This is a genomic window from Vreelandella subglaciescola (assembly GCF_900142895.1).
Lineage (GTDB): Bacteria > Pseudomonadota > Gammaproteobacteria > Pseudomonadales > Halomonadaceae > Vreelandella > Vreelandella subglaciescola.
On the sequence record NZ_LT670847.1, the window covers coordinates 1,225,096 to 1,249,632 of the forward strand.

The 24,537-nt window shown below is 59.3% G+C and carries 21 protein-coding genes; 10 read left to right on the plus strand and 11 right to left on the minus strand.

Going from position 1 to position 24,537, the window contains the following annotated elements:
* Positions 1-78: 78 nt before the first annotated feature.
* Complete coding sequence (locus tag B5495_RS05665; protein WP_079550575.1) at positions 79-828, plus strand: IS5 family transposase; 750 nt, start codon at positions 79-81, stop codon at positions 826-828.
* A 14-nt stretch (positions 829-842) separates the two neighbouring features.
* Here the strand turns inward: B5495_RS05665 and B5495_RS05670 are convergent.
* A protein-coding gene (locus tag B5495_RS05670) for an IS5 family transposase (protein ID WP_154045165.1) occupies positions 843-1,696 on the minus strand; the annotation gives its coding sequence in 2 pieces (ribosomal slippage) (positions 843-1,339 and positions 1,339-1,696; 855 coding nt in all).
* Between the two features lie 383 nt (positions 1,697-2,079).
* Between B5495_RS05670 and B5495_RS05675 the strand changes: the two genes are divergently transcribed.
* From B5495_RS05675 to B5495_RS05700, 6 genes are all read left to right on the plus strand, one after another.
* On the plus strand, positions 2,080-3,282 hold the full coding sequence (locus tag B5495_RS05675; RefSeq protein ID WP_079552029.1) for a quaternary amine ABC transporter ATP-binding protein: 1,203 nt from the start codon (positions 2,080-2,082) through the stop codon (positions 3,280-3,282).
* Positions 3,282-4,112, plus strand: a complete 831-nt coding sequence (locus tag B5495_RS05680; protein WP_079552031.1) for an ABC transporter permease — start codon at positions 3,282-3,284, stop codon at positions 4,110-4,112. Before B5495_RS05675 ends, B5495_RS05680 begins: the two co-directional genes overlap by 1 nt.
* Positions 4,113-4,362: 250 nt before the next feature.
* Entirely contained in the window at positions 4,363-5,235 is an 873-nt protein-coding gene (locus B5495_RS05685) for a glycine betaine ABC transporter substrate-binding protein (protein ID WP_079552033.1), read from the plus strand.
* 138 nt (positions 5,236-5,373) lie between these two features.
* Positions 5,374-6,729, plus strand: coding sequence for an IS1182 family transposase (locus B5495_RS05690; RefSeq protein ID WP_079551616.1), 1,356 nt, complete (start codon positions 5,374-5,376; stop codon positions 6,727-6,729).
* Between the two features lie 187 nt (positions 6,730-6,916).
* On the plus strand, positions 6,917-7,345 hold the full coding sequence (locus B5495_RS05695; RefSeq protein ID WP_079552035.1) for a universal stress protein: 429 nt from the start codon (positions 6,917-6,919) through the stop codon (positions 7,343-7,345).
* A gap of 35 nt (positions 7,346-7,380) precedes the next feature.
* Positions 7,381-9,015, plus strand: a complete 1,635-nt coding sequence (locus B5495_RS05700) for a BCCT family transporter (protein ID WP_079552037.1) — start codon at positions 7,381-7,383, stop codon at positions 9,013-9,015.
* Positions 9,016-9,125: 110 nt separating this feature from the next.
* Here B5495_RS05700 and B5495_RS05705 read toward each other — a convergent pair whose 3' ends face one another.
* The 3 genes from B5495_RS05705 to B5495_RS05715 all read right to left on the minus strand — a co-directional run bounded on the left by B5495_RS05705 (position 9,126) and on the right by B5495_RS05715 (position 12,418).
* The gene (locus B5495_RS05705; RefSeq protein WP_079552039.1) at positions 9,126-9,851 is read right to left on the minus strand and encodes a 3'-5' exonuclease; all 726 of its coding nucleotides are present in this window, start codon (positions 9,849-9,851) and stop codon (positions 9,126-9,128) included.
* Complete coding sequence (locus B5495_RS05710; protein WP_079552041.1) at positions 9,851-11,764, minus strand: DUF294 nucleotidyltransferase-like domain-containing protein; 1,914 nt, start codon at positions 11,762-11,764, stop codon at positions 9,851-9,853. The genes B5495_RS05705 and B5495_RS05710 overlap by 1 nt, the downstream gene beginning before the upstream one ends.
* A gap of 264 nt (positions 11,765-12,028) precedes the next feature.
* Positions 12,029-12,418 (minus strand): DUF4168 domain-containing protein, encoded by a 390-nt coding sequence (locus B5495_RS05715; RefSeq protein WP_079552043.1) that lies wholly within the window; start codon positions 12,416-12,418, stop codon positions 12,029-12,031.
* 163 nt (positions 12,419-12,581) lie between these two features.
* Between B5495_RS05715 and B5495_RS05720 the strand changes: the two genes are divergently transcribed.
* The gene (locus B5495_RS05720; RefSeq protein WP_079552045.1) at positions 12,582-13,526 is read left to right on the plus strand and encodes a DMT family transporter; all 945 of its coding nucleotides are present in this window, start codon (positions 12,582-12,584) and stop codon (positions 13,524-13,526) included.
* Here the strand turns inward: B5495_RS05720 and mtgA are convergent.
* The 4 genes from mtgA to B5495_RS05740 form a co-directional block, all read right to left on the minus strand.
* On the minus strand, positions 13,523-14,224 hold the full coding sequence (gene mtgA, locus B5495_RS05725; RefSeq protein ID WP_172824594.1) for a monofunctional biosynthetic peptidoglycan transglycosylase: 702 nt from the start codon (positions 14,222-14,224) through the stop codon (positions 13,523-13,525). The two genes, B5495_RS05720 and mtgA, sit on opposite strands and share 4 nt — an antisense overlap.
* 91 nt (positions 14,225-14,315) lie before the next feature.
* The gene (gene fghA / locus B5495_RS05730) at positions 14,316-15,167 is read right to left on the minus strand and encodes an S-formylglutathione hydrolase (RefSeq protein ID WP_079552047.1); all 852 of its coding nucleotides are present in this window, start codon (positions 15,165-15,167) and stop codon (positions 14,316-14,318) included.
* A 94-nt stretch (positions 15,168-15,261) separates the two neighbouring features.
* The gene (locus B5495_RS05735) at positions 15,262-16,371 is read right to left on the minus strand and encodes an S-(hydroxymethyl)glutathione dehydrogenase/class III alcohol dehydrogenase (RefSeq protein WP_079552049.1); all 1,110 of its coding nucleotides are present in this window, start codon (positions 16,369-16,371) and stop codon (positions 15,262-15,264) included.
* Positions 16,372-16,450: 79 nt separating this feature from the next.
* A complete protein-coding gene (locus B5495_RS05740; RefSeq protein WP_079552050.1) occupies positions 16,451-17,815 on the minus strand; it encodes an L-serine ammonia-lyase in 1,365 nt (454 codons plus the stop codon).
* A 218-nt stretch (positions 17,816-18,033) separates the two neighbouring features.
* Between B5495_RS05740 and B5495_RS05745 the strand changes: the two genes are divergently transcribed.
* Positions 18,034-18,690: a hypothetical protein gene (locus B5495_RS05745; protein ID WP_079552052.1), complete on the plus strand. Its 657-nt coding sequence runs from the start codon at positions 18,034-18,036 to the stop codon at positions 18,688-18,690.
* Positions 18,691-18,797: 107 nt separating this feature from the next.
* Here the strand turns inward: B5495_RS05745 and rpoD are convergent, their stop codons facing one another.
* The 3 genes from rpoD to rpsU form a co-directional block, all read right to left on the minus strand.
* Positions 18,798-20,615 carry an RNA polymerase sigma factor RpoD gene (gene rpoD / locus B5495_RS05750; RefSeq protein ID WP_079552054.1) on the minus strand — a complete coding sequence of 606 codons (1,818 nt, stop codon included), beginning with the start codon at positions 20,613-20,615 and terminating at the stop codon, positions 18,798-18,800.
* A gap of 247 nt (positions 20,616-20,862) precedes the next feature.
* A complete protein-coding gene (gene dnaG / locus B5495_RS05755; RefSeq protein ID WP_079552055.1) occupies positions 20,863-22,704 on the minus strand; it encodes a DNA primase in 1,842 nt (613 codons plus the stop codon).
* Between the two features lie 285 nt (positions 22,705-22,989).
* A complete protein-coding gene (gene rpsU / locus B5495_RS05760; protein WP_079552057.1) occupies positions 22,990-23,205 on the minus strand; it encodes a 30S ribosomal protein S21 in 216 nt (71 codons plus the stop codon).
* A 230-nt stretch (positions 23,206-23,435) separates the two neighbouring features.
* On the opposite strand from rpsU, the gene tsaD reads away from it, so the two are divergent.
* Positions 23,436-24,509 carry a tRNA (adenosine(37)-N6)-threonylcarbamoyltransferase complex transferase subunit TsaD gene (gene tsaD / locus B5495_RS05765; protein ID WP_079552059.1) on the plus strand — a complete coding sequence of 358 codons (1,074 nt, stop codon included), beginning with the start codon at positions 23,436-23,438 and terminating at the stop codon, positions 24,507-24,509.
* The last annotated feature ends 28 nt before the right edge of the window (positions 24,510-24,537 follow it).

A 24,537-nucleotide genomic window follows, 5' to 3' on the forward strand; every position in this document is an offset into this window, starting at 1 on the left:
TTCATGGCAGGGGTATTGGCAGGATAGGGGCAAGCTCGCAGAATAAAGGTTCCTACGCCAACAAACTGCAAGCCTGCCATGCCCCGACAAATGCTCACGGATGAACACTGGTCGAAGCTGAAACCTATCCTGCTTCAACAAGGTATTTATGACAAGGCTGACTTGCGTACCACGGTGGAAGGCATCCTGTATCGGATGCGCACCGGCTGCCCGTGGCGGGATCTACCGGAGACGTTTGGCCCCTGGAATACGGTCTACAAGCGTTTTAACGCCTGGTCAGCGAGTGGAAAGCTGATGAGGATTTTCAACACGCTGGTGGAAGATCCTGATGTCGAGTGGCTGTTCATTGATGGCTCCTACGTCAAGGCTCATCAGGACAGCACAGGGGCTGCCACGGAAGACGCAGAAGCCATCGGCAAAAGTCGTGCAGGCAATACCAGCAAGATCCACTTGACCGTGGATGCTTATGGGTTACCGATTGCCTTCAGGATAACCGGGGGTGAGGTGCACGACAGCACGGAAGCCCAGGCATTGATTGACGACTTGCCAGCAGGTGATGCGCTGGTGGCTGACAAGGGCTATGACAGTGAACGTATCCGTGAGCAGATCGAGGCCAAAGGCATGGCGGCGGTGATTCCACGCAGGCGTAACTCGAAAAAAGGAAATGCCAATCTGGACAGGGGGTTATATCGCTACCGGCATCTGGTTGAGAATGCCTTTGCTCGACTGAAACCGTATCGCGCCATTGCGACGCGCTACGATAAGCTCAAGCGAAACTACGAAAGCATGGTGGCCTTGGCGTGCTGTTTGTTGTGGCTCCCAATGTGAAACGTCAACAGGCCCTAGGTTCTGTCTGAAAAGTCGACCCTCATACATCGTTCGATGCAGGCCAGCGTGACCATCGCTCTGTAACTGCTGGCAAGCTTGTCGTAGCGAGTATTCAGCCGACGCTTTTCCTTGAGCCAGCCAAACAGACGCTCTACCACGTTGCGCTGACGGTATTTGGGTCTATCAAACTGATGCGGCAGGCCTGGCCTCGGGCGTCGATGCATGCGCCGTCTGGGGATGATCGGGCGCATACCGTAACGTGTGCAGTAATGTCGTAATGCATCGCTGTCGTAGCCCTTGTCCGCCACAAGATAGCGGCTGCGCTTGCGAGGACGACCCGCACGCCCCGGCAATCGAACCTTCTCCAGTAGCTCCGTTAAGTAGGTCGAATCCGCGCGCTGGCCTGCAGACAAAGAAAATGTGATGGGAACGCCCTGGCTGTCACACAGCAGGTGGATCTTCGTGGTCAACCCGCCACGACTGCGGCCGAGTGCATGATCCAGCGGTTCTATTGACCCCCCTTTTTGCCGGCACCGCTGGCCGACCGGGTTGCTCTGATGGACGTCGAATCCACCATCCAAGTATTGAGGTCCATATAGCCATCTTCACGCAGACGCAGATGTAGGCGGGACAGAATGTGGTCGAACGTGCCGTCGTCACGCCACTGTCGGAAGCGCTGATAGACGGTTTTCCACGGACCATAACGCTCCGGCAGGTCGCGCCACTGTGCCCCGGCGCAGAGAATCCACAGAATGCCGTTGAGCATCTGGCGATCATCCCGGCGTGGGCGTCCCATAGCCTGCGGCGGAGAAACAATATCTTCGATCACTTGCCAGCGCTGATCGGAAAGTTCGTAACGGCCTGCCATAGCGGTCTCCTGCTCAATCAACAGGGACAGCATAACAGCCATGACTTTTCAGACAGAACCTAGGTTGTGCCCGCAAAGCCCCTGCGCTTTTCCGCTGTTCTCGATACGTCTTGTGCGCCGCCATTCTGGCGGCGTTTTTGCTGCTATTTTTCTTCTTCCCGTCCTTGTCGCGATATTCTGTCGGCCAAATACCGTTAAATGCGCCTTGTGACACGGTTACGGCATGTATGTATAATAAAGCGTAATACTATTCACGTATCGCATGCTCCTTTTTCTTATGGTTCTCGACAGGATGCGGCTCACCCGGTGCATTCGGGTTGGGTTCGTTGATGTCATGCTTCCTTTCGGGGCGTGTTTTTCTTTCCACTAAAAAGGCATCGCCGATGGACGAGAAACAAAACGTCAAAATTCAGGTACGCGGTTTAAGTAAAGTCTTTGGCAAACATCCAAAAAAGGCATTAGAACTGCGCAATCAAGGCCTGAAGCGCCCGGCAATACTGGAACAGACTGGCCAGACCCTGGGGCTTTCCAACATCGACTTTGACGTCTATGAAGGTGAGCTGCTGGTGATCATGGGGCTTTCCGGATCGGGTAAATCCACGCTGATTCGCTGCCTGAATCGCTTGATTGACACCACCGAGGGGGAAATCGTCATCGATGGCGAAAACATCCCTACCCTGAGCGACAAAGAGCTCCTGGAATGCCGTCGCCGGCATTTCTCAATGGTCTTTCAAAACTTTGCGCTTTTCCCGCACCGCACGGTGCAGAAAAACGCCGAGTTCGGCCTGGAAATCCGCGGCATCAGTCAAAGCGAACGCTATAAAATTGCCCGCGACTCGCTGTCTCAGGTCGGGTTGGACGGCTGGGAAGACGCCTACCCCAACCAGCTTTCCGGCGGCATGCAACAGCGCGTAGGTTTGGCGCGGGCGCTGGCCAACGATGCCAGCGTGTTGCTGCTGGACGAAGCCTTTTCGGCGCTGGATCCGCTGATCCGCAAGGAAATGCAGCAGGAACTGACTCAGCTGCAGGCCGAAACCCAGAAAACCACGGTGTTCATCACCCACGACCTCGACGAAGCGCTCAACATTGGCGATCGCATCGTGCTGCTAAAGGATGGTGAGATTGTCCAGATCGGCACGCCCGAAGACATCCTCACCAACCCCGCTGACGACTACGTGCGCCGCTTTATCGAAGGCGTAGACATGTCGCGTATTCTCACCGCAGAAAGCGCCATGCGCCCGGTGCGCTCTACCGCACGCGAAAGCGACGGCCCGCGCACCGTGATGCACAAGATGCGCGAAAACAGCATCGATTCCATTTATGTGCTCAGCCGCGACCGCAAACTGCTGGGGTTGCTTGAAGTCGACGCTGCAAAAGAGGCCGCTGATCAAGGCGCTACCACTGTCCTTGACTATATGACCCAGGATTTCCGCCGCGTTAAGCCGGATGAGCCACTGCAAAACCTGTTTGCCATGTTCAGCGAAAAAGGCTTCCCCATCGCCGTGGAAGACGACGAACAACGCCTTCTCGGCGTGGTGGTGAAAGGCGCCGTTCTGGATGAACTTGCACGGGCAGGAGATCAATAATGGACATCGTACGCATTCCTCTCGGTGAATGGATCGAAGGCGGCCTTAACTGGCTGACCAGCGAATATTCGGTCGTCACACGGAGCATTTCGCACTTTACCAAAATCGGTATCAACAGCCTCAATGATGGGCTGATGTGGCTACCCCAGTGGGCACTACTCGCCATGATTGTCCTCTTGTGCTGGCGCGTATCGTCCTATCGCCTGGGCATTGGTGCCGCACTGGGGCTGGCGCTGATCTGGAACCTGGGGCTCTGGGATCCGATGATCGAGACGCTGACGCTGGTGGTGATCGCCACCCTGGTGGCTGTGGCCTTCGCCCTGCCGGTGGGTATTGCCGCCGCGCTTTCCGAGCGGCTTTACCGGCTCAGTATGCCGATCTTGGACTTCATGCAGACCATGCCGGCGTTTGTCTATTTGATTCCGGCTATCCCGTTTTTCGGTATCGGTTCGGTATCGGCTATTTTCGCGACGGTGATTTTCTCCATGCCGCCGGCGATTCGCTTCACTACCCTTGGCATTCGCCAGGTGCCGGTAGAACTGATTGAAGCTGCCGACGCCTACGGCGCCACACGCAGCCAAAAGCTGTTTAAAGTGCAGCTGCCGCTTTCGCTGCCGACCCTGATGGCCGGTATTAACCAGACCATTATGCTCGCGCTTTCCATGGTGGTTATCGCCGCGATGATCGGCGCCGACGGCTTGGGTAGCGAAGTATGGCGCGCTATTCAGCGCTTGCGCCCGGGCGATGGCTTTGAAGCCGGCATTGCCGTAGTTATTCTGGCCATGTTGCTCGACCGTTTGACCCAGTCGCTGCGCCGCTCGCGCCGCTAAATTGGCCTGTTTGAATAAACCGCGTGATCAGGCCCGCCTTGATACGCGGTCTATTCATGGCCATGCTGTACTAGTATTCAGCTATATCAGCGTGCAAGACAACACGAGTACAACAAGGCACCGGCCATCTGTACGACTCGGGTACACCGATGCTTTTGGACACTCCTCGTTTGTCACACAAAGCACTCAACGCGTGCGCTCTTCACCAAGCTTCACCGCGCGCGTCATATCCCCAGGGAGCGACAACACTATGACAACATCTCTACTGAGCTATCGCATTCGCGCGGCGTCACTGGCCCTCCTCGCCGGTGCTGGCCTGACGGCGGGCGCTGTTCAAGCCGATGACCAAGACAAGGGCACCGTCAAGCTGTCCTACGTTGAGTGGGCGTCCGCTGTTGCCTCCACCAACGTGATGAAAGCCGTGCTTGAGCAGGCCGGCTACAACGTCGAAACCTCTTCGCTGTCGGCCGCGGTAATGTGGCAATCCGTTGCTAGCGGCGATACCGACGCCTTCCTGGCCGGCTGGCTGCCCACCACCCACGAAGACTACAACGAGAAACTGGGCGACCAGGTCGACGACCTCGGCGCCAACCTTGACGGCACCAAGCTCGGCCTCGTTGTGCCCAGCTACGTGGAAGCCGACAGCATCAGCGATCTCAACGAATACGCCGACGACTTTGACGGCCAGATCGTGGGTATTGACCCGGGTGCCGGCATCATGCGCCTGTCTGAAAACGTCGTCGACGAATACGATCTCGACTTGAACCTGCAGAGCGGCAGCGGTGCCACCATGACCGCAGCGCTGAAATCCGCAATTGCCAATGAAGAAAGCATTGCCGTCACCGGCTGGACGCCGCACTGGATGTTTGCCCGCTGGGATCTCAAGTACCTGGACGACCCGAAAAACGTCTACGGCGGCGCCGAGCATATCAACACCGTCGCGCGTCAGGGCCTTGAAGACGACATGCCCGAAGCCTACGCGATTCTGAATGCTTTCGAGTGGACCGCCGACGACATGGGCGAAGTTATGCTGATGCAGGAAGAAGGCAACGACCCGTACAAGGCGGCCAAGCAGTGGGTGGACGAGCACCCGGACATGGTCAACGAATGGCTTGAAGGCTAACTCACGCAGTAGCCATCCTTTTAGGCCACGCCCTGGTGCGTGGCCTTTTCACTCCCAAGAAATGGCCTAGCAGTCTGTCGGACTTTCCGCCGCACCGTGAGATACTAACCGCTGTCACCCCGAACTGAGAACATCGCCATGAGCCGCTTTATCCCTGTGGACCGTCAGACCGATTACTTACTGCCGCCTTCGGTAGACGAGTGGTTGCCGGATGGCCACTTGGCGCGGTTCGTCGTCGATGTCGTCGAGCAACTGGACCTCTCAGCCCTGACTCGGCGTTACGCGGGCCGGGGCTCCAAGGCCCATCATCCCGCGGTACTGCTGAACCTGTTGGTCTACGGCTACGCTACCGGCGTGGTCTCCAGTCGCAAGATTGAGCGTGCCACCTATGACTCGGTGGCGTTTCGCTATTTGGCCGCCAACACCCACCCCGATCACGACACCCTGGCTACCTTTCGTCGGCGTTTTCTGCCGGAACTGGAGCAGCTGTTCGTTCAAGTTCTGCTGCTGGCCCGAGAAATGAAGCTACTCACGCTCGGCACCATCGCCTTGGACGGCACCAAACTCAACGCCAATGCCAGCAAGCACAAGGCATTGTCATATGGTCATGCCAAGAAACTGGAGGCGCAGTTCAAGGCTGAGGTGAAGGCGCTGACCCAGCGGGCTGCATCGGCGGACAAGGATGACGCGGCCGACGGCATGGATATTCCTGCCGAGATAGCCCGGCGTGAAGCACGCTTGGAAGCGATCGCCGTAGCGAAGACCAAGATCGAGGCTCGGGCCAAGGAGCGTGAGGCCGCTGAAAAAGCGGCCTACCAGGAAAAGGTGGCACGGCGTGATGCGCAGCGGAAGACGGGAAAGAAACCTCGCGGACGTGACCCTGAACCGCCAACAGGTGGCCCGCGTGACAAAGATCAGGTTAACCTTACTGATCCGCAGTCACGCATCATGCCGGTCACAGGCAAGGGCTTCGATCAATGCTATAACGCCCAGGCCGCAGTCGATACTGACAGCATGCTGGTGACTCATACCCATGTCACCCAAGCGACCAACGACAAACAGCAGGTCATGCCGCTACTGACGGCGTTGGCGAGACTCCCCGCACCGTTAGCAAAACCAGACCACTTACTGGCCGATACCGGCTACTTCAGTGCTGCCAATGTTCAAGCCTGCCACGACCACCGTATCAAGCCTCTGATAGCAATGAAGCGCGATGTCCACCATCCCCCGGTCCTTGAGCGCTTTGCCGCTGACCCGCCTACTCCAGCGAGCAAGGAGCCTGTTGAGCAAATGGCACACCACTTGAAGACACAGGCGGGGCGAGCGCTTTACGCGTTGCGTAAACATACCGTGGAACCGGTCTTCGGGATCATTAAACACGTGATGGGGTTCCGGCAGGTCTCGCTGCGAGGGCTGGAGAATGTCAGCGGTGAGTGGCGGCTGGTCACCATGGCATGGAACATTAAACGGATGCACCGGTTGGCAGCGGGCTGAGGCGCGTAGCGCTCAGCCGGTAACGACGGATAATCACCTCGCAGAGTAGAAGCCGAGGGGCAGGTTAAGGGTCATATACCATCACCAACATAAGGGATGGTTGAAAGACCTACGTCTCAATGCCTTTATCAACATCAAGTCCGACAGACTGCTAGAACGATACGTACAAGCAGCCAAGGAGTTACGTATGTTTCAGCACATTATGGTGCCGGTAGATCTTGCTCATATGGAAACACTGGAGCCGGCACTGCAGGTCGTCGCGGACATGGCACGCTACTACGATGCCAGCATTACCTACGTGGGCATTACCTCCAACTCGCCTAATAGCGTAGCCCGCACGCCCGATGAATATCAGCAAAAGCTGGAGGCCTTCGCACAGCAGCGCCATGCGGTACACGGCCGCCCCGTTTCCGCCAAGGTGTATGGCTCAACCGACCCCATTGCCAACCTCAGTGACCTACTGGTTAACGCGATCAACGACGTCAATGCCGACCTGGTTATCATGGCGACCCACTTACCCAAGTCTCTCGACGTTTTTATCCCCGCCCACGGCGACAAGGTAGCGGCACGCGCTTCCAGCTCGGTTTTTTTGGTACGAGCCCCGCAAGACAAATAATTCCACTATGTCGATAACTGCAAGGGAGACAGCTTATGGATAATGAGGATAAGCCAAAAGCACCTCAGGAAGACGCTGGTCAGGGGATACCGGCGCCCACGGGGGCGGCCAACCTGATCGATACCGATTACGTCATCGGCCAGGACAATATTACCTCGAGCAAGTTTGGCATTAACTTTGACCTTCACGGCAAAGTCTTCATGTTTTCCGCGCTCATCATTTTAATTTTTGTGGTGCTGACGCTGGCATTGCCCGAGCAAATGGATCCGTTATTTTCCGGTGCCAAAAGCTGGCTGACCGGAAACCTCAGCTGGGTGTTCTTGTTTGCCGCGAACATTTTTGTGCTCCTAACCATTGGCCTCATTTTTACGCCGTTAGGCAAAGTTCGCCTGGGCGGCGTGGATGCCAAGCCCGATTTTAGCTATGCCGGCTGGTTTGCCATGCTGTTTGCTGCGGGCATGGGTATCGGGCTGATGTTTTATGGCGTGGCCGAGCCCCTGACCCACTTCAGCACCTCGTTGGAAGGAAGCTCATGGGCACCGTTGGGCGGCGCCCAGGGCGATACCGACGGCGCTACCTCGCTGGGGATGGCCGCAACGATCTATCACTGGGGATTTCACCCGTGGGCCACTTACGCCGTGGTTGCGCTGGCTCTCGCGCTGTTTTCGTATAATAAAGGGCTGCCGCTCACCATGCGCTCGGTCTTCTATCCGGTATTAGGCGAGCGCATCTGGGGCTGGCCGGGCCACCTGATTGATATTCTGGCCGTCTTTGCCACACTCTTCGGGCTGGCAACGTCGCTCGGGCTCGGTGCAACGCAGGCGTCTGCAGGGCTTAATTACCTCTTTGGCATTCCCAACAACAACGTGACCATGGTCGTGCTGATTATCGGAATCACCCTGGTGGCACTCGGCTCCGTAGTGGCCGGCGTCGACAAAGGCGTGCAACGGCTTTCCCAGCTCAACATGGGCTTGGCCATCCTGCTGCTGTTCTTTGTTATCGCCGTGGGCCCGACGCTTGCTATCGCGACGGGCTTTTTCGATAACCTGCTGGCCTACTTTCAAAACCTGCCGGCGCTCTCCAACCCCTTTGGACGTGAGGACTCCGACTTCGTCGGCGGCTGGACGGCCTTTTACTGGGCATGGTGGATTTCCTGGTCCCCGTTTGTCGGCATGTTTATCGCCCGCGTCAGCCGTGGCCGTACGGTTCGCGAGTTTTTGATCGCCGTACTGCTCGTGCCCATGCTGGTATCGGTCCTTTGGATGACCGCGTTTGGGAGTACCGCGATCGAGCAGTTGAACTCTGGGTTTGAAGGCGCCAAGAATGCCGCTAACGAACTTCAGCTGTTTGAAATGCTTGGCCAGCTGCCGCTTTCGTCCATTACCTCCTTTGTGGGTATCGTTCTGGTGATGGTGTTCTTTATTACCTCATCGGACTCGGGCTCACTGGTGATTGACTCGATCACCTCCGGTGGCAAAGTTGATGCGCCCAAGCCGCAGCGCATTTTCTGGGCGCTTCTGGAAGGCTTTATCGCCATCGCCCTGCTGCTGGGCGGGGGGCTTGGAGCCTTGCAGGCCGCCGTTCTCTCGACGGGGCTGCCGTTTGCCTTGATTCTGCTGGTAGGCTGCTACTCCATTGTGAAGGGGTTGATGAGCGAACCCCGCGGGTAGCAAGCGCCACCTTCGCGCATGCGAAAACCTCCCATGAGAAAGACATCTCGGGCAGCCCACGGGCTGCCCATTTTTTTGCCTATCACCTGTGTTTTTCAGCATCGTCATTTTTAGCACCACAGCGCACTCAGTGGTGTTTCCGGCCGGTAGTGCGTGGCAATTTGTGCCTGCAACAGCTCAGCGGTGGCCAGCGCATCTACCAGCGCGTGGTGGCCTTGGTAAGCCGGCAGGCCATAGCGTGCGCGGCTGGCGTTAAGCCGGATCGACACCGGCGGGCGCCCCAGCCAGCGCCGAAACCGCGCCCATGGCGTCTGACGATACATTCGTGCTTCAAGCGACATAGTGTCGATCATGGGAAACAACACGCCTTCCCCGCGCCGCACACGCACCGCTGCGTCGAGAAAAGGCCGCTCGATATTACGAAAATGCACCACCACAAGCTTGCCGGCGATGGCCTCGAGCAACTCGTCAATCACCGCATCAAAATCCGGCGCACCGGCAATTTCCGAATGGGTGATGTGATGATAGGCAATAGATGTCGCGGACAGCGGACGCGACGGTTTCACCATCCAGTAGCGCCGTTTGGCGGGAGTGATGCGCTCAAGCGTAAAAGGCACCACACCCAGACTGACAATCGCGTGACGGCGCTCGTCCAGGCCCGTGGTTTCCATATCCAGCGCGACCATCGGCACCTCGGCAATCGGCGTATCGGCTGCCGGCGGCGGCGTCTCAAAAAACCGCCTGACGGCGGGGGTCTGCGCGCCGGCGGCGCGAGCGCGCATGTAGGCTGCCCAGTCGGCCTGGATAATTTTCTGCCGTGGCCGAATGTCCAGCATCAGCGCCGCCCTGACTGGCCGCTGGGCAGCGGATAACGAAACTTCAGAAATTTCTGCGCGTTACTTAGCACCTGAAAGGCATCCTTGAGTGCGTGGCGCTCGCTGCTCTCGACGTTCTCCGGCTCGATGTTGTTATTTGGCGCCCGGTCCTTTTCGATATCAATGGCCTGATGACGCAAGCGCGACATACACAGATACTCAAAGGCATAACGCAGTTTGTCGCTAACGCCCGGCGCCAGCAGCGAGGCCTGATGAATCTCATCCAGCCGCTCGAAGGTATTTTGTGCCTTGGAACCGCAGGCCAGCGCGTGTATGCGGATCATATCCACCATCGGCGCGGTACCACGGCGCTTCAGGTTGATCGAATTATTCTGCTTGCCGTCATTCTCCATCACGAAGGTACGGAAAAAGCCTAGCGGTGGCGTGCGGTTCAGCGCGTTGCGCGCCATGGCGGCCAGAAACCGCGGCGAGTGCGGCGCCTGCTCGGCGATCAGGTCCTGCAGCTTCTCAACCAGGCAGGCGTCACCGTAGGCGCTGTCCAGATCAAAAAAGATCGAGCTGTGCAGCAGCGTCTCGGGCGTCGGCTCGTTCATCCAGCCGCGAAAATAGTCTTTCCATACGCGCAGCGGTTGGCGCCACCGGACGTTGGTGGCCATTATGTCGCCTTTGCAATAGGTGTAGCCGCAGGCGTCCAGCCCATCGCTGATGAATGCTGCCAGCCGCTGAAAATAGTCGTCATGCTGCGCCGGGTCAAAGGTATCATCCAGCACCAGGGCGTTATCCTGATCGGTCACGATGCTTTGTTCATTGCGCGCCATCGAGCCATTGACCATAAACGCGTAGGGTACCGGCGGCGGGCCCAGCGCTTCTTCGGCAAGCTCGGCAAGCCGACGGGTAAAGCTGCGCCCGATAGTGGAAAGCGCGCTGCCGATCATCTGCGAATTGGCGCCCTCCTGCACCATACGCACAAAGGCCGCGCGCACGTCTGGCGCCAGCCGCGCCAGCCCTTCAACGCTCAAACGGCTGAAGATATTGCTGACCAGATACAGCCCGCTGTGGGTTTCATAGCGGATGATATCGGACAGGTGCACAATGCCCATCGGCCGCTGACGATAGAGCACCGGCAGATGATGCACGTTGTTACGCAGCATAGTCAGCATCGCCTCGTAAATCGACACGTCCGACTGCACGGTAATCAGCGTCGGCGAGACGACTTCGCCCACCGGGGTCTGTGCCGACAACCCCTGCGCGACGATACGGGTACGAAAATCGCTGTTGGTCATGATGCCGCAAATCTGGCGCGTCTCGCTCTTGTCGTCGCGAAAGCAGCGCGGCGCGTCGGGTGCACACGGCCGGGTGACCAAAAGCGCCGAAGCCTGATCCTCGCTCATCTGACGGGCGGCATCCTGTACACGAGTCTCGACGCTGACCATGACCGGCGCACGAGACAGCAGGCGACGAATCCGCGTCACCATCATGTCGTTGGACTGCAACTGCTCTTCGGCAATGGTTTCCAGCCGTGGGCGCTCCAGCTCAACAAAATCGGCAAAGTGCTCGTCCTGCTCGCACAGGTGCGCAAACACCGCGTCTGGAATAAAGTAGATCAGCGTGTCTTCAATGGCCTTGGCAGGAAAACGCACCACATGATCACGTAGCAGGTTGAAGTGGCCAAAAATATCGCCCTCGCCCAAGCGGTTATACAAATTGCCCTGCCGGCGATACACCTCAACCGCGCCGCTGCGTATATAGCAAAGCTCGCACGCCTCGGCATTGAGCAGCAGAATATCGTTGCCCGCCTTGAAATAGCGCACCTCAATTTGGTCTGCCATCTCGTCAAGAAGCGCATCGCACAGCGCATCAAAGGGCGAAAACTGGCTCATGTGCTGGCGAATTTCCATCAGCTCGGCGTCCATGCGACCTCCTAAGCGTTATTGACTGGCGTATGGCTGTCATTCTGGAACGCTTGTTCGCGCCGGTAAAGCGCAGCGCTGCCCGCCCATAAAAAAAGCCCGACGCCTGAGCGCCGGGCTTTTATATGCCGCATGTCGGTCTACCAGACGTGAAGATCGGGGTTTCGCCGCTTAATCTTCACGCTTATAGTAGTGGCAAGCTGAGTTTAGCCGGCTAACAGGAGCCGGCCTGACTCATTCAAAAGGGCTTTTCAAGAGAGCTTAGGCTCAAGACTGGCCCGCCATCTTTTGCACACGCTGCATCATTTCCGGATTCTGCTGAATAGCTTGGCCAATGGAGTTGAAGGTATCAACGTCCAAGCCGCTGTTCTCAACGATCTGGATCATTTCTTCGTTGGCTTCAGCGCGGACTTCTTGCTGGGCTTCTTCGCCTTCAGCAGACTGCAGACGCTCGGTATACTCCTGAGATACCACAGCGATCTCTTGAGACGCATCGGCAAACTGCTGCAGCTGGTCATCGCTGAAATCCTGCGCCGGCGCTTGAGCGCTCGGCGACTGGCTCTGGGCGGTATCCGCTGACTGCTGAGCTTGGGCAACGCCCGTCATCAAGCCAGTGGCAAGCAGGGCAGCGGAGAACAAAGCGGTAAAACGTGGCATGAAAATAAACCTCTTCGGCGCATTATGAATGTCCCCGTGTGACGGCCTTGTTCGGCACAGGTTCCCATTTAAATGTATCAAAGTGTAACAACTATATTATAGCCTCTTTTCACTCACCGACTAAACGGCGCACCGCGCCCCCTATTGCGATGCGAGGAACGCGATGACGAAGCTCTCTTCTGCTCTGCGCCACACTCATCCCGGCGCGCTTGGCCTTGCCGCCATGCCGGCCGTGTTTGTGCTGCTATGGAGTACTGGTTTTATCGGCGCCAAATTCGGCCTGCCTTACGCTGAGCCGTTCACCTTCTTGTGGCTACGCTGCGCGTTTACGCTCGCGGTGCTACTGCCGCTGGTGTTTGCCATGCGTATACCGTGGCCGAATTCTGCCGCGCTTTGGGGGCATATCGCCGTTTCCGGCACGTTGGTGCACGGCGCGTATCTGGCCGGCGTGTTTTACAGCATCGAGCTTGGCATGCCGGCCGGGCTCACCGCACTTCTGGTGGGATTGCAGCCGCTGTTGACGGCGGCCTGCGCCGGGCCGCTGCTGGGTGAGCGGCTGGGCAAAACCCAGTGGTTGGGACTGGCGCTGGGGCTTTTGGGTATCGCTCTGGTACTTGGCAGCAAGCTCGACTTCGGCGATTCGCTGTTTGAGGGGTTTGAGCTCGGCGCGCTGATCAGCGTCACCGCTGCGCTACTGGGCATTTCGCTGGGCACGCTCTACCAAAAGCGCTTTTGCACGCGCATGCCGCTGTTATCCGGCGCGGTGATTCAATATCTGGCCGCAGGCGCGCTGTTTACCTTGGGCGCCGGGCTGTTCGAGACGCGCCAAATTGACTGGACACCCACCTTTATACTGACCCTTGGCTGGCTGGTGTTGGTTTTATCCATTGCCGCTATTCTTCTGCTGATGGCGCTGATCAAAAAAGGCGAGGCATCACGCGTTGCCAGCCTGTTTTATCTGGTGCCGCCGGTCACCGCGCTGGAAGCCTGGTGGCTCTTCGATGAGCGCCTGCCTTGGCTCGGCCTTCTGGGCATGGCTGTGGCCATCGGCGGCGTCATCCTTGTGGCCAAAGCCAGACCGCCCTTACGCCATAAACGCTCGTCCTAGTCGGCATCAAGGCGTTTGAGGTAGCTCGTCCCACCAAGGTTGCGCACCTGCTGTTGAATCCAGCGGCTGCGCTGCTCAACGCTGGCTGAAGGTCGGGCCGCGCTGCGCGTTAGCGGGCTGGGTAAAATAGCGGCAAGCAGGCTTGCCTGGCGGGTGCTGAGTGCGCCTGCCGATACGCCAAAGTAGTGCTGCGATGCAGCTTGTAACCCGAATACGCCACGATCCCATTCGGCAATGTTCAAATACACTTCGAGAATGCGCTGTTTACCCCAAAAGAGCTCAATCAACAGGGTAAACCACGCCTCGAACCCTTTGCGTAGCCAGCTGCGCCCACTCCACAAGAAGACGTTTTTAGCGGTTTGCTGGCTCAAGGTGCTGGCGCCACGCAGGCGCCCGCCGTTCCGGCTGGTTTGAAAGGCACGCCGGATCTCGACGAAATCAAAGCCGTGATGCGTGGGAAAACGCTGGTCTTCCGCGGCAATCACGGCCATTTTTGCCGTACCTGAAAGCGCCTCCAAACTGCGCCATTGATAATCAAGGCGCAACGGCTCGCTTGCCATCCAACTTTGTACCTTGCGCTCGACCATGATCATCGAGCCCGGTAGTGGCACCACGCGAAACAGCAGCACCAGTGCGATGGACAGCAGCAAAAAAGCAAGCACGCTGCGCCATATCAGGCGCCGCACAAAGGCCAGCAGGCGTTGCGTTCTTGCGGGCCCCGGCTTTCCCTTACCTTGCTTTGCCTGCCCCTTTTTGGCCTGGGCTCGCGTGGTTTGAGGCGGCTTACGCTTATTTATACAGATGCTCGGCGTGGTAGCGCAGGTGGTCTTCAATGAACGAGGCAACGAAGAAATAGCTGTGATCGTAGCCCGGCTGGCGGCGCAGCGTCAGCGGATGATCGTGCTCTTGGCAGACTTGCTCTAATCGCTCAGGCTTGAGCTGCTCCTCAAGAAACTGGTCAGACTCGCCCTGATCGATAAACAGCCGCTGGCGTGAGGCGCCATTGGCCACCAGCTCGCAGGCGTCGTACTGGCGCCAGCTCGAGACGTCATCACCCAGGTAATGGGTAAACGCCTTTTTCCCCCAGGGGCACTCCATCGGGTTAACCATGGGCGAGAAGGCCGACACCGAACGAAAGCGCCCGGGGTGGCGCAGCGCCAGTATCAAGGCGCCATGCCCGCCCATGGAGTGGCCACTGATGGATTCGCGCCCGTTCACCGGCAAACGCAGGCGCACCACCGACGGCAGCTCTTCTACCAGGTAGTCGTACATCCGGTAGTGGGTTTTCCATGGTGTCTGGGTAGCGTTGACGTAAAACCCTGCCCCCGAGCCCAGGTCATAGCTGCCGTGCTCACCGGGTACCGCCGTGCCTCGCGGGCTGGTATCCGGACAGACGATGGCCACGCCAAGCTCGGCGGCCAGCCGCTGGGCACCGGCCTTCTGCATGAAGTTCTCGTCGTTGCAGGTCAGTCCCGAAAGCCACCATAAAAGCGGCACCCGCCCCTCTTCTGCCTGGGGCGGCAGATAAACGGCAAAGATCATGTCGCAGTCCAGCGCCCGCGAGTAGTGGCGATAGCGTTTGTGCCAGCCGCCAAAGCTACGATTTTCCGACACTAACTCTAGGGTTTCACTCATGCTCATGACAGGCTCCTGTTGATACCCGACGCATTAACGCGCAAAGCGCGGCGTATACGCCGCGCGTATTGATCTGGCACTTGCTCAGGATGTGATGATATCAGTAATGCAATACGGTACGAATGCTCTCGCCGGCGTGTAGCAGGTCAAAGGCCTCGTTGATTTTCTCGAACGGCATATTGTGGGTGATGAAATCATCGATGTTAATTTTACCTTTCATGTACTGATCCACATAGCCGGGAAGCTCGGTGCGCCCCTTGACGCCGCCAAATGCCGAGCCTTTCCAGACTCGCCCGGTCACCAGCTGGAACGGGCGCGTGGCAATTTCTTCGCCGGCGCCGGCCACGCCAATAATGATCGACTCGCCCCAGCCCTTGTGGCAGCACTCCAGCGCCGAACGCATGACGTTGACGTTGCCAATGCACTCGAAGGAGTAGTCCACGCCGCCGTCGGTCAGCTCGACGATAACCTGCTGGATCGAGTCGGCATAGTCCTTGGGATTAACGCATTCGGTAGCACCAAACTGCTTGGCCAGGGCAAACTTCTCCGGGTTTATATCGATGGCGATGATGCGCGACGCCTTGGCCATCACTGCCCCCTGAATCACCGCAAGGCCGATAGCCCCCATGCCGAATACGGCAACCGTCGAGCCCGGCTCAACCTTCGCCGTATTCATCACAGCACCGATACCGGTCGTCACGCCGCAGCCGAGCAGGCAGATCTTGTCCATCGGCGCTTCTTTGGAGACCACCGCCAGCGAGACTTCGGGCAGCACCGTGTACTCGCTGAACGTCGACGTCCCCATATAATGGTGCAGTTTTTTGCCATCCAACGAAAAACGCGAGGTGCCGTCGGGCATCACGCCCTTGCCCTGGGTAGCGCGTACGCTGCCGCACAGGTTGGTCTTGCCCGACAGGCAGAACTTGCACTGGCCGCACTCAGCGGTATATAGCGGAATAACGTGGTCGCCGGGCTTGACGCTGCTCACCCCGGGGCCCACTTCCTGCACCACGCCGGCACCCTCGTGCCCCAGCACCGCAGGAAAGTTGCCTTCCGGATCGGCGCCGGACAGCGTAAACGCGTCGGTGTGACAGACGCTGGTCGCTTCCATTTTGACCAGCACTTCCCCGGCTTTGGGGCCTTCGACGTCGATTTCGACCAGCTCCAGCGGTTTACCCGCTTCCAGCGCTACGGCAGCACGTGATTTCATCCTGTTCTCCCCAGTCTTGTATAAAGGATAATCTTTTATATATTACAGTATCTTGCCCACATGTCAGCCGCCCTTTCCGCTAGCACTCGATGGCGTTAACGGCCAAGCCGCCCTTCGAGGTTTCCTTGTACTTGTCCTGCATGTCGCGGCCGGTATCGCGCATGGTACGAATCACCTTGTCCAGCGAGATAAAGTGCTCGCCGTCGCCGTGCATCGCCATGCGCGCCGCGTTGATCGCCTTGACCGAAGCGATGGCGTTGCGCTCGATGCAGGGCACCTGCACCAGCCCGCCGACCGGATCGCAGGTGAGCCCCAAATTGTGTTCAAGGCCGATTTCCGCGGCGTTTTCCACCTGATCCACGCTGCCGCCCAGCACTTCGGCGAGCCCGGCCGCAGCCATGGCGCAGGCCGAGCCTACTTCGCCCTGGCAGCCCACTTCAGCACCCGAGATCGACGCGTTGGTCTTGCACAGAATACCGATGGCACCGGCGGTCAGCAGAAAATTCACCACGTCGTCGTCACTGGCGTCAGGCTCGAACTTGAAGTAGTAGGCCAATACCGCCGGGACGATACCCGCGGCGCCGTTGGTGGGTGCTGTGACCATGCGCCGGCCGGCGGCGTTTTCCTCGTTGACCGCCAGAGCGAAAAGATTGACCCAGTCCATCAGCGAAAAGCTGGTCACGATCAGGCGCTGATCCTGAGGGTGCAGCAGCTGCTCGTGGAGTTGGCGCGCCCGGCGGCGCACGTTAAGCCCGCCGGGCAGATGCCCACCGGCGGCCAGGCCGTTATCAATGCTTTCACGCATGGCCGACCAGATGTGCAGCAGCGAGCGACGAATCTCGGCCTCATCACGCCACACACGCTCGTTGGCCAGCATCAACTGGCTGATACACATCTCGTGTTCATGGCACAGTGCCAGCAGTTCAGCCGCGCTGGTAAAGGCGTACGGCAGCGCGGTGGCATCTTCATCCACGCCGTCGCGATCGGCGGTGGCCTGATCGACATAAAACCCGCCGCCCAGCGAATAAAACGTGTTGCTTGCCACTTCGCGCTCGCCGCAACACGCCGTAAGCTCCATGGCATTGGGGTGAAACGGCAGGCAACTGTCGTCCCAGCGGATGTCATCACGGCGGGAAAACGCCACGGACTGGCCATGGGGCAAGCGCAGCGGCTCGCCGGCCTCAAGCGCCTCCAGCCGCCCGTCAATGCTGTCAGGGTCGATGGCTTCAGGCGTTTCGCCGGCCAGCCCCATGATCACCGCGCGGTCAGTGCCATGACCCACCCCGGTAGCGGCAAGCGAGCCGCGCAGCGTCACGCGTACGCGATCCACCCCGGGATCGGTCAGAGACAGTGCAAACTCCCGTGCCGCGCGCATTGGCCCCACGGTATGCGAACTTGACGGGCCAATCCCGACGCGAAACAGGTCAAATACGCTAATCGCCATTTGTCCTCCTCATGATGTGCGGGTGATGCGGGTGGATGCCGTTTGGCGTACCAGAGGTGCTACCTTGCCTGTCATGATAGGCTTTGCCTACGATAACCGCTTTTGCGCATCATGTCCGGCGTGCACGTCGGTGCGCAACGCGATATAATCACATACACACTTGAATGTTTAACTTTCTCCCGCGCCCGCTCAAGCGACCGCGTGTTTCAGGACGTGTCATGCCCAACCAAGCTTCTTCGTCGCCGTCAGGCACCGGCGCATTTCTGCTGCGCGCCACACTGTATTTTCTCGCCACCGGCGCGATGGCTCAAGGGGCTTATCTGGAAGTCCTGTATCTGCCTGTCCTGCGTTTTTCCGAGATGGGGTTCACCGAGCTGGCGCAAACGCTGCTGTTGATCAGCGCCTGCAGCATTCTGTTGTATGTACGCCTGGTGCTGAAAGTCTGGCCCCACGTCACGCTGTTGCTGCTCGCCTTCCTCACCGCCTCGCTGATTCGCGAACAGGATTCCTTTCTGGATGACTACGTGGCCGAACACGCCTGGAAAGTGCTGGTGGCCATCGTCATCCTGCCAAGCATTACTTGGGTCGCTATTCACCGACGCCGTTTTGCCGCCGAGCTCGCCGAATACAGCCAGACCTTTTCACTGGGGCTGTTTACCGCCGGCTTCTTTACCACCTACGCCTTTTCCCGGCTGTATGGGCGCAAAGAGTTCTGGCAAGCCATCATGCAAGAGCACTATAGGGACAGAATAAAAAGCATGGCGGAAGAAGTCGTGGAGCTGCTGGGATATAGCCTGATCCTGTTTGCCATGATCGAGCTGTTACTGCTGGCTCGGCGCATGCACCTTGCCCGGCAGCAGCAGGGCCAGCGCTAACACCGCAGCGTTGAACCCTGCATTCAAGGCCACAGCACGAAAAAAAGCCCGCCGTTTATACAAACGACGGGCTTTTTTTGTGACTCTCTTTACTTCACGACGCTTAACTATTCGTCGAGAAACGAGCGCAGCGGTTCCGAGCGACTCGGATGGCGCAGCTTGCGCAGCGCTTTGGCCTCGATCTGACGGATACGCTCGCGGGTGACATCAAACTGCTTGCCGACCTCTTCCAGCGTGTGGTCGGTATTCATGTCGATACCGAAACGCATGCGCAGCACCTTGGCTTCTCTCGCGGTCAGGCCGCCCAGCACGTTGCGCGTCGCCTCGATCAGGCCTTCGCCGGTGGCCAGGTCAATGGGCAGCAGCGTGGTGCTGTCTTCGATGAAATCGCCCAGGTGCGAGTCGTCATCGTCGCCAATCGGCGTCTCCATGGAGATTGGCTCTTTGGCAATCTTCAACACCTTGCGGACCTTGTCCTCGGGCATTTCCAATCGTTCACCCAGCTCTTCGGGGTTCGGCTCGCGGCCCATTTCCTGCAGCATCTGACGCGATACCCGGTTGAGCTTGTTGATCGTTTCGATCATGTGCACGGGGATACGGATGGTGCGCGCCTGATCGGCAATCGAGCGGGTAATCGCCTGACGGATCCACCAGGTGGCGTAGGTCGAGAACTTGTAGCCGCGACGGTATTCGAACTTGTCCACCGCTTTCATCAGACCGATGTTGCCTTCCTGAATCAGATCCAGGAACTGCAGGCCGCGGTTGGTGTACTTCTTGGCGATCGAGATCACCAGACGCAGGTTGGCTTCGACCATTTCCTTTTTGGCCCGGCGCGCCTTGGCTTCGCCGATCGCCAGCTTGCGGTTGACTTCTTTCAGCTCGCCGACGTCGAGCCGCACCATGTTTTCTTCAAAGGCGATCTTGCGCTGCGAACGGGCGATATCCGCACGCAGCGGTTCCAGACGGTCGGCATAGCGCGGCGAGGCTTCCTGGAAGTCATCCAGCCAGCCCTTGCGCGATTCGTTGCCCGGAAACGCCTTGATAAAGGTCTTGCGCGGTACTTTGGCCTTTTTCACGCACAGCTGCATGATGGCCTTTTCCTGCGCGCGCACCTGCTCCACGCTGATGCGTACCTGACCCACCAGGCGCTCAAAATGCTTGGGCACCAGCTTGATCGGCGAGAACAGCTCGGCCAGACGCGCCTGCTCGGCCTTGAGCTCGGGAGAGCCACGGCCGTGCTTTTCAAACACGGCGTCGACCGACGCGTTCTGCTCACGAATCTGCTCGAAACGCGCGCGCGCTTCTTCCGGATTCGGCCCGCTGACTTCTTCTTCCTCTTCGGCGTCCGGGTCGTCGTTGACGACGGGCTCAGGCTCTTCGGCCTCGGCCACGTCGGGGATGCCGCCGTCGGGATCGATAAAGCCGGAAAACAGGTCCGACAGCCGGCCCGGCGCTTCTTCGTCCTGGGTGGCGTCGTAGGCGGTAAGAATCGAGGCCACGGCACCGGGCAGGTACGCCAGCGACGACATCACCTCGCGGGTACCTTCCTCGATGCGCTTGGCGATCTTGATCTCGCCTTCGCGGGTCAGAAGCTCGACCGTGCCCATCTCGCGCATGTACATGCGCACGGGGTCGGTGGTCCGCCCCACGTCGCTTTCCACGGCGGCAAGGGCGGCGACGGCCTCCTCGGCCGCTGACTCGTCCGTGGACTGATCCGACATCATCAAGGTGTCTTCATCAGGCGCGACTTCAACGACACTGATACCCATGTCGTTGATCATGCTGATGATGTCTTCTACTTGATCCGGATCGGCGATATCCTCGGGTAGATGATCGTTGACCTCGGCATAGGTAAGGTAGCCTTGCTCCTTACCCCGCGCGATCAACTCCTTCAGACGTGACTGCTGCTGCGCATTTCCAGCCATAGAAACCCTATCTCGACGAAGAAGAATGAAGCACCTGACGCGCAAACCACGGGCGAGCAGTGCTCGGAAAGCCGAACCGTCCAGCGTTCGTTCCGGGCACGTATCCCGCTCGGTATATTTGCGCGGTCATTCAGGTGTGTTAGCTTGTTTGGTTTAGCCAGCGTCTGGCATCTGGTCAACTATGTGGTGCTTACGGTCGGAAAATTCAACCCCCGCCCGACGCACTATGGCGCCTGGCATCCGGCCGTTAACGCTTGGCGGCAAGCTCCATGATCAGGCCTGCCAGACGCGTTTTCTGTGCCCTGTCCAGCTTCTGCCCGGCACGTTCACGGGCCAGAAGATTTTCGTATTCCTCTCTCGGCGAGCGCGCCTGGTGCGTACGTTCAAGATGCTGCACCAGCCCTTCAAGCTCGGCCTTGCGCGTCGCCACGGGAATCAACAGCTCGCGCCGGGCCAGAGCGGCCAACGTCTGGCCATGCGCGCTACCCTGAAAGTGCGAAAGCACCACCTGCGGGCTGGTATAGCGCCCGGCCTGAAGCAGGTCAATCAGCTCGCGGCACAGCTGCCCCTCGGGGCTTTCCGGCAACCACTCAAGCGTTGGCGGCAATGTCTCGATCAGGCGCGGCTCGTGAAGCAGAAGCTGCAGCACGCGCCCTTCAGGCGAGAGCACTTCCAGCGCCCAACGCCCCGAGGGCGCGCCCTGCTCACCGGATGGCACTGGCAGAACAATACCCGGCGACACGCTTTCCTGCGGCGCCGGCGCCGACACCCGTGCTGGCGTTTTGCGCCGCGCCAGCAGCGCTTCAAGCTGCGCCTGACGCAAACCACTACGCTCGGACAGCTCTTCCAGCAACAGGGATTTGAGCATGCCATCGGGCATTTTGTTCAACGCCGTCAGCACATCGCTGGCAAAACGTTCGCGCCCTTCCACGGCCTGCAGATCGCGCCCACTGGCCGCCTGCTCAAATAGAAACTCCGACAGCGGCATCGCACAGGTCACACGATCCTTGAACGCCTGAGCGCCTTCACGGCGTACCAGATCGTCCGGATCGTCGCCTTCGGGCAAAAACAGAAAGCGCGCTTCGCGGCCATCGAGCATTTGCGGCAGCGCCGTTTCCAGCGCCCGGCTCGCGGCCTGACGTCCGGCGCGGTCACCGTCAAAGCAGAACACTACCCGGCTAACCAGACGAAAGAGCCGCTGCAAATGCTCTTCGGTGGTGGCCGTGCCCAGCGTCGCCACGGCGTTGCGAACGCCGAACTGCGCCAGCGCCACCACGTCCATATAACCTTCGACGATGATCAGCTGCTCCGGTTTTTCCGGCGCTCTGCGCGCTTCGTACAGCCCGTAAAGCTCGCGCCCCTTGTGGAACACCGGCGTTTCCGGCGAGTTCAGGTACTTGGGCTTGGCGTCGCCCAGCACCCGCCCGCCAAACGCAATGGTGCGCCCACGCAGGTCGCGGATGGGAAACATCACGCGGTCGCGGAAGCGATCATAGGTGCGCCCGCTGTCTTCGCGATGAATCAGCAGCCCGTATTCAACCTGCACCGCATCGCTGATGCCACGCTCGCCCAGATGACGCTTGAGCGCCTCCCAGCTGTCCGGGGCATAGCCAATACCGTAGGTGTCAATCACCTCGGGCGACAGGCCGCGCTCGGTCAGGTAACGCTGTGCGCCCTGCCCTTCGGGCATAACGCGCCGCTCGCGATAAAAACTGGCCGCCAGCTCCAGCAGATTGACGCCCTGCTTGCGCTTTTTCTCGCGCTGTCGGGCGTGCGGGTCGTCGGCGCCTTCGCGCATTACCTCAAGGCCGAGGCCGGAAGCCAGCTGCTCCACCGCTTCGGGAAACGCCAGCCGCTCGTATTCCATCAAAAAACGCAGCGCGTTACCGTTGGCGCCACAGCCAAAGCAGTGATAAAACTGCTTGTCGGCGCTTACGGTAAACGACGGCGTTTTTTCCTGATGAAAGGGGCAGAGGCCGGAATGATTGCGTCCGGCTTTTTTCAGCTGGACCCGTGCGCCAACGATTTCGACCACGTCAACGCGGGCAAGCAGGTCATCAATGAAGTGCTGTGGAATCTGACCGGCCATTCTATATCGTCTCCGAGTCAGGTTCTCCCCGAGCCATGGCGCCTCTGCGGACCACGCCTTTCGGCATGTCGTCTGCCACACGGCTTCGCCGGGCTGGTTCTTCGTCGGGCTAGGGTCATGAGAAGGCTATTTTCCCATCACCGTAGCCCGCCGGTTACACGTCAGCTTGATCAGCGCTGCATTCTCAACAGCTCGCCGCTTACGTGTAAAAACAAACGGCCACCGGACGGCGGCCGTTTGGCGTCCTTCTAAGAAGAGTGGCCTAAGCCGCTCTTCCTGTACGGATCAATAGAGCCGTTCGAACCGCTTCTGCTCACGCTGAAGCTTCTTCGCGTGGCGTTTAACCGCTGCGGCAGCCTTACGCTTGCGCTCGGCCGTCGGCTTTTCGTAGCTTTCACGACGACGGACTTCGGACAAAACGCCGGCTTTTTCACAGGAACGCTTGAAACGACGCAGGGCGACGTCAAACGGCTCGTTATCACGTACTTTTACAGAAGGCATTAAGCACTCACCTACCTTAAGGAGTCTTGAGTTCGGTTAGTACGTACACGCTCAAGGCGCATTAAACACCCTCGTGCACGACCCAGTTTTACAGCGCACAGTATTCTAGTAGTGAACCCCGCTTTTTGCAAATAAAGCCGCGCCGTCTTGCTCAACGCCGCCGCGCGAAAATGCTAAACTCGTCGTTTTCCACGACTCTAGACTCATCCAGCCATAGGAAAGCTTTGCTTATGCGCGTACTGGGCATTGAAACGTCCTGCGACGAAACCGGCGTGGCGCTTTACGACACCGCGCTTGACGGCGGAAACGGCCTGCTGGCCGACGCCTTGTACAGCCAGATTGCCATGCACGCCGAATACGGCGGCGTGGTGCCCGAGCTTGCCTCGCGCGACCATACGCGCAAACTGCTGCCACTGGTGGAACAGGTGCTGGCGGAAGCCAACATGACGCGCAGCGAGCTTGACGGCATTGCCTATACCGCAGGCCCGGGGCTGGTCGGTGCGCTCATGGTCGGCGCGGCCACCGCCCACGGCATGGCCCGCGCGCTGGATATCCCCGCCCTCGGCGTGCACCACATGGAAGGCCATTTGCTCGCGCCGATGCTCGAGCGCGACCCGCCCGCGTTTCCGTTTGTGGCGCTGCTGGTCTCCGGCGGGCACACCCAGCTGGTGGAGGTGAAGGGGCTGGGGCGCTACCGGCTGCTGGGCGAATCCGTGGACGACGCCGCCGGCGAAGCCTTCGACAAAGCCGCCAAAATGTTGGGTCTGCCCTACCCCGGCGGCCCCGAGGTGGCGCGTCTGGCCGAGCAGGGCGACCCCCAACGCTTTCGTTTTCCGCGGCCAATGACCGACCGTCCGGGGCTTGATTTCAGCTTTTCGGGGCTGAAAACCCACACCCTGACCGCGATTCGCAAGCTCGACGAGGCCGGCGAGCTGACGCCGCAGGGGCGCGCCGACATTGCCCGCGCCTTTGAAGACGCCGTCGCCGATACGCTGACGATCAAATGCCGCCGCGCGCTCGATGCCACCGGGCTCAAGCGCCTTGTGGTCGCCGGAGGGGTCAGCGCCAACGTGCGGCTGCGCGAGCGCCTGCGTCTTGCGTGCGACAAACGCAGTGCCCGCGCTTACTATCCGCGCGGGCGCTTCTGCACCGACAACGGCGCCATGATTGCCTACGTGGGTGCACAGCGCCTGCAGGCCGGCGAATGCGACACCCTCGGCCAAATGCAGGCCACGCCGCGCTGGCCTCTGTCAGACCTCAGCGCCCCCGACGCGCCGCCAAACGCCGCGACACCGTCCGGCTGAGCCGGCTGACCCCAGGGCCTTTTGACCT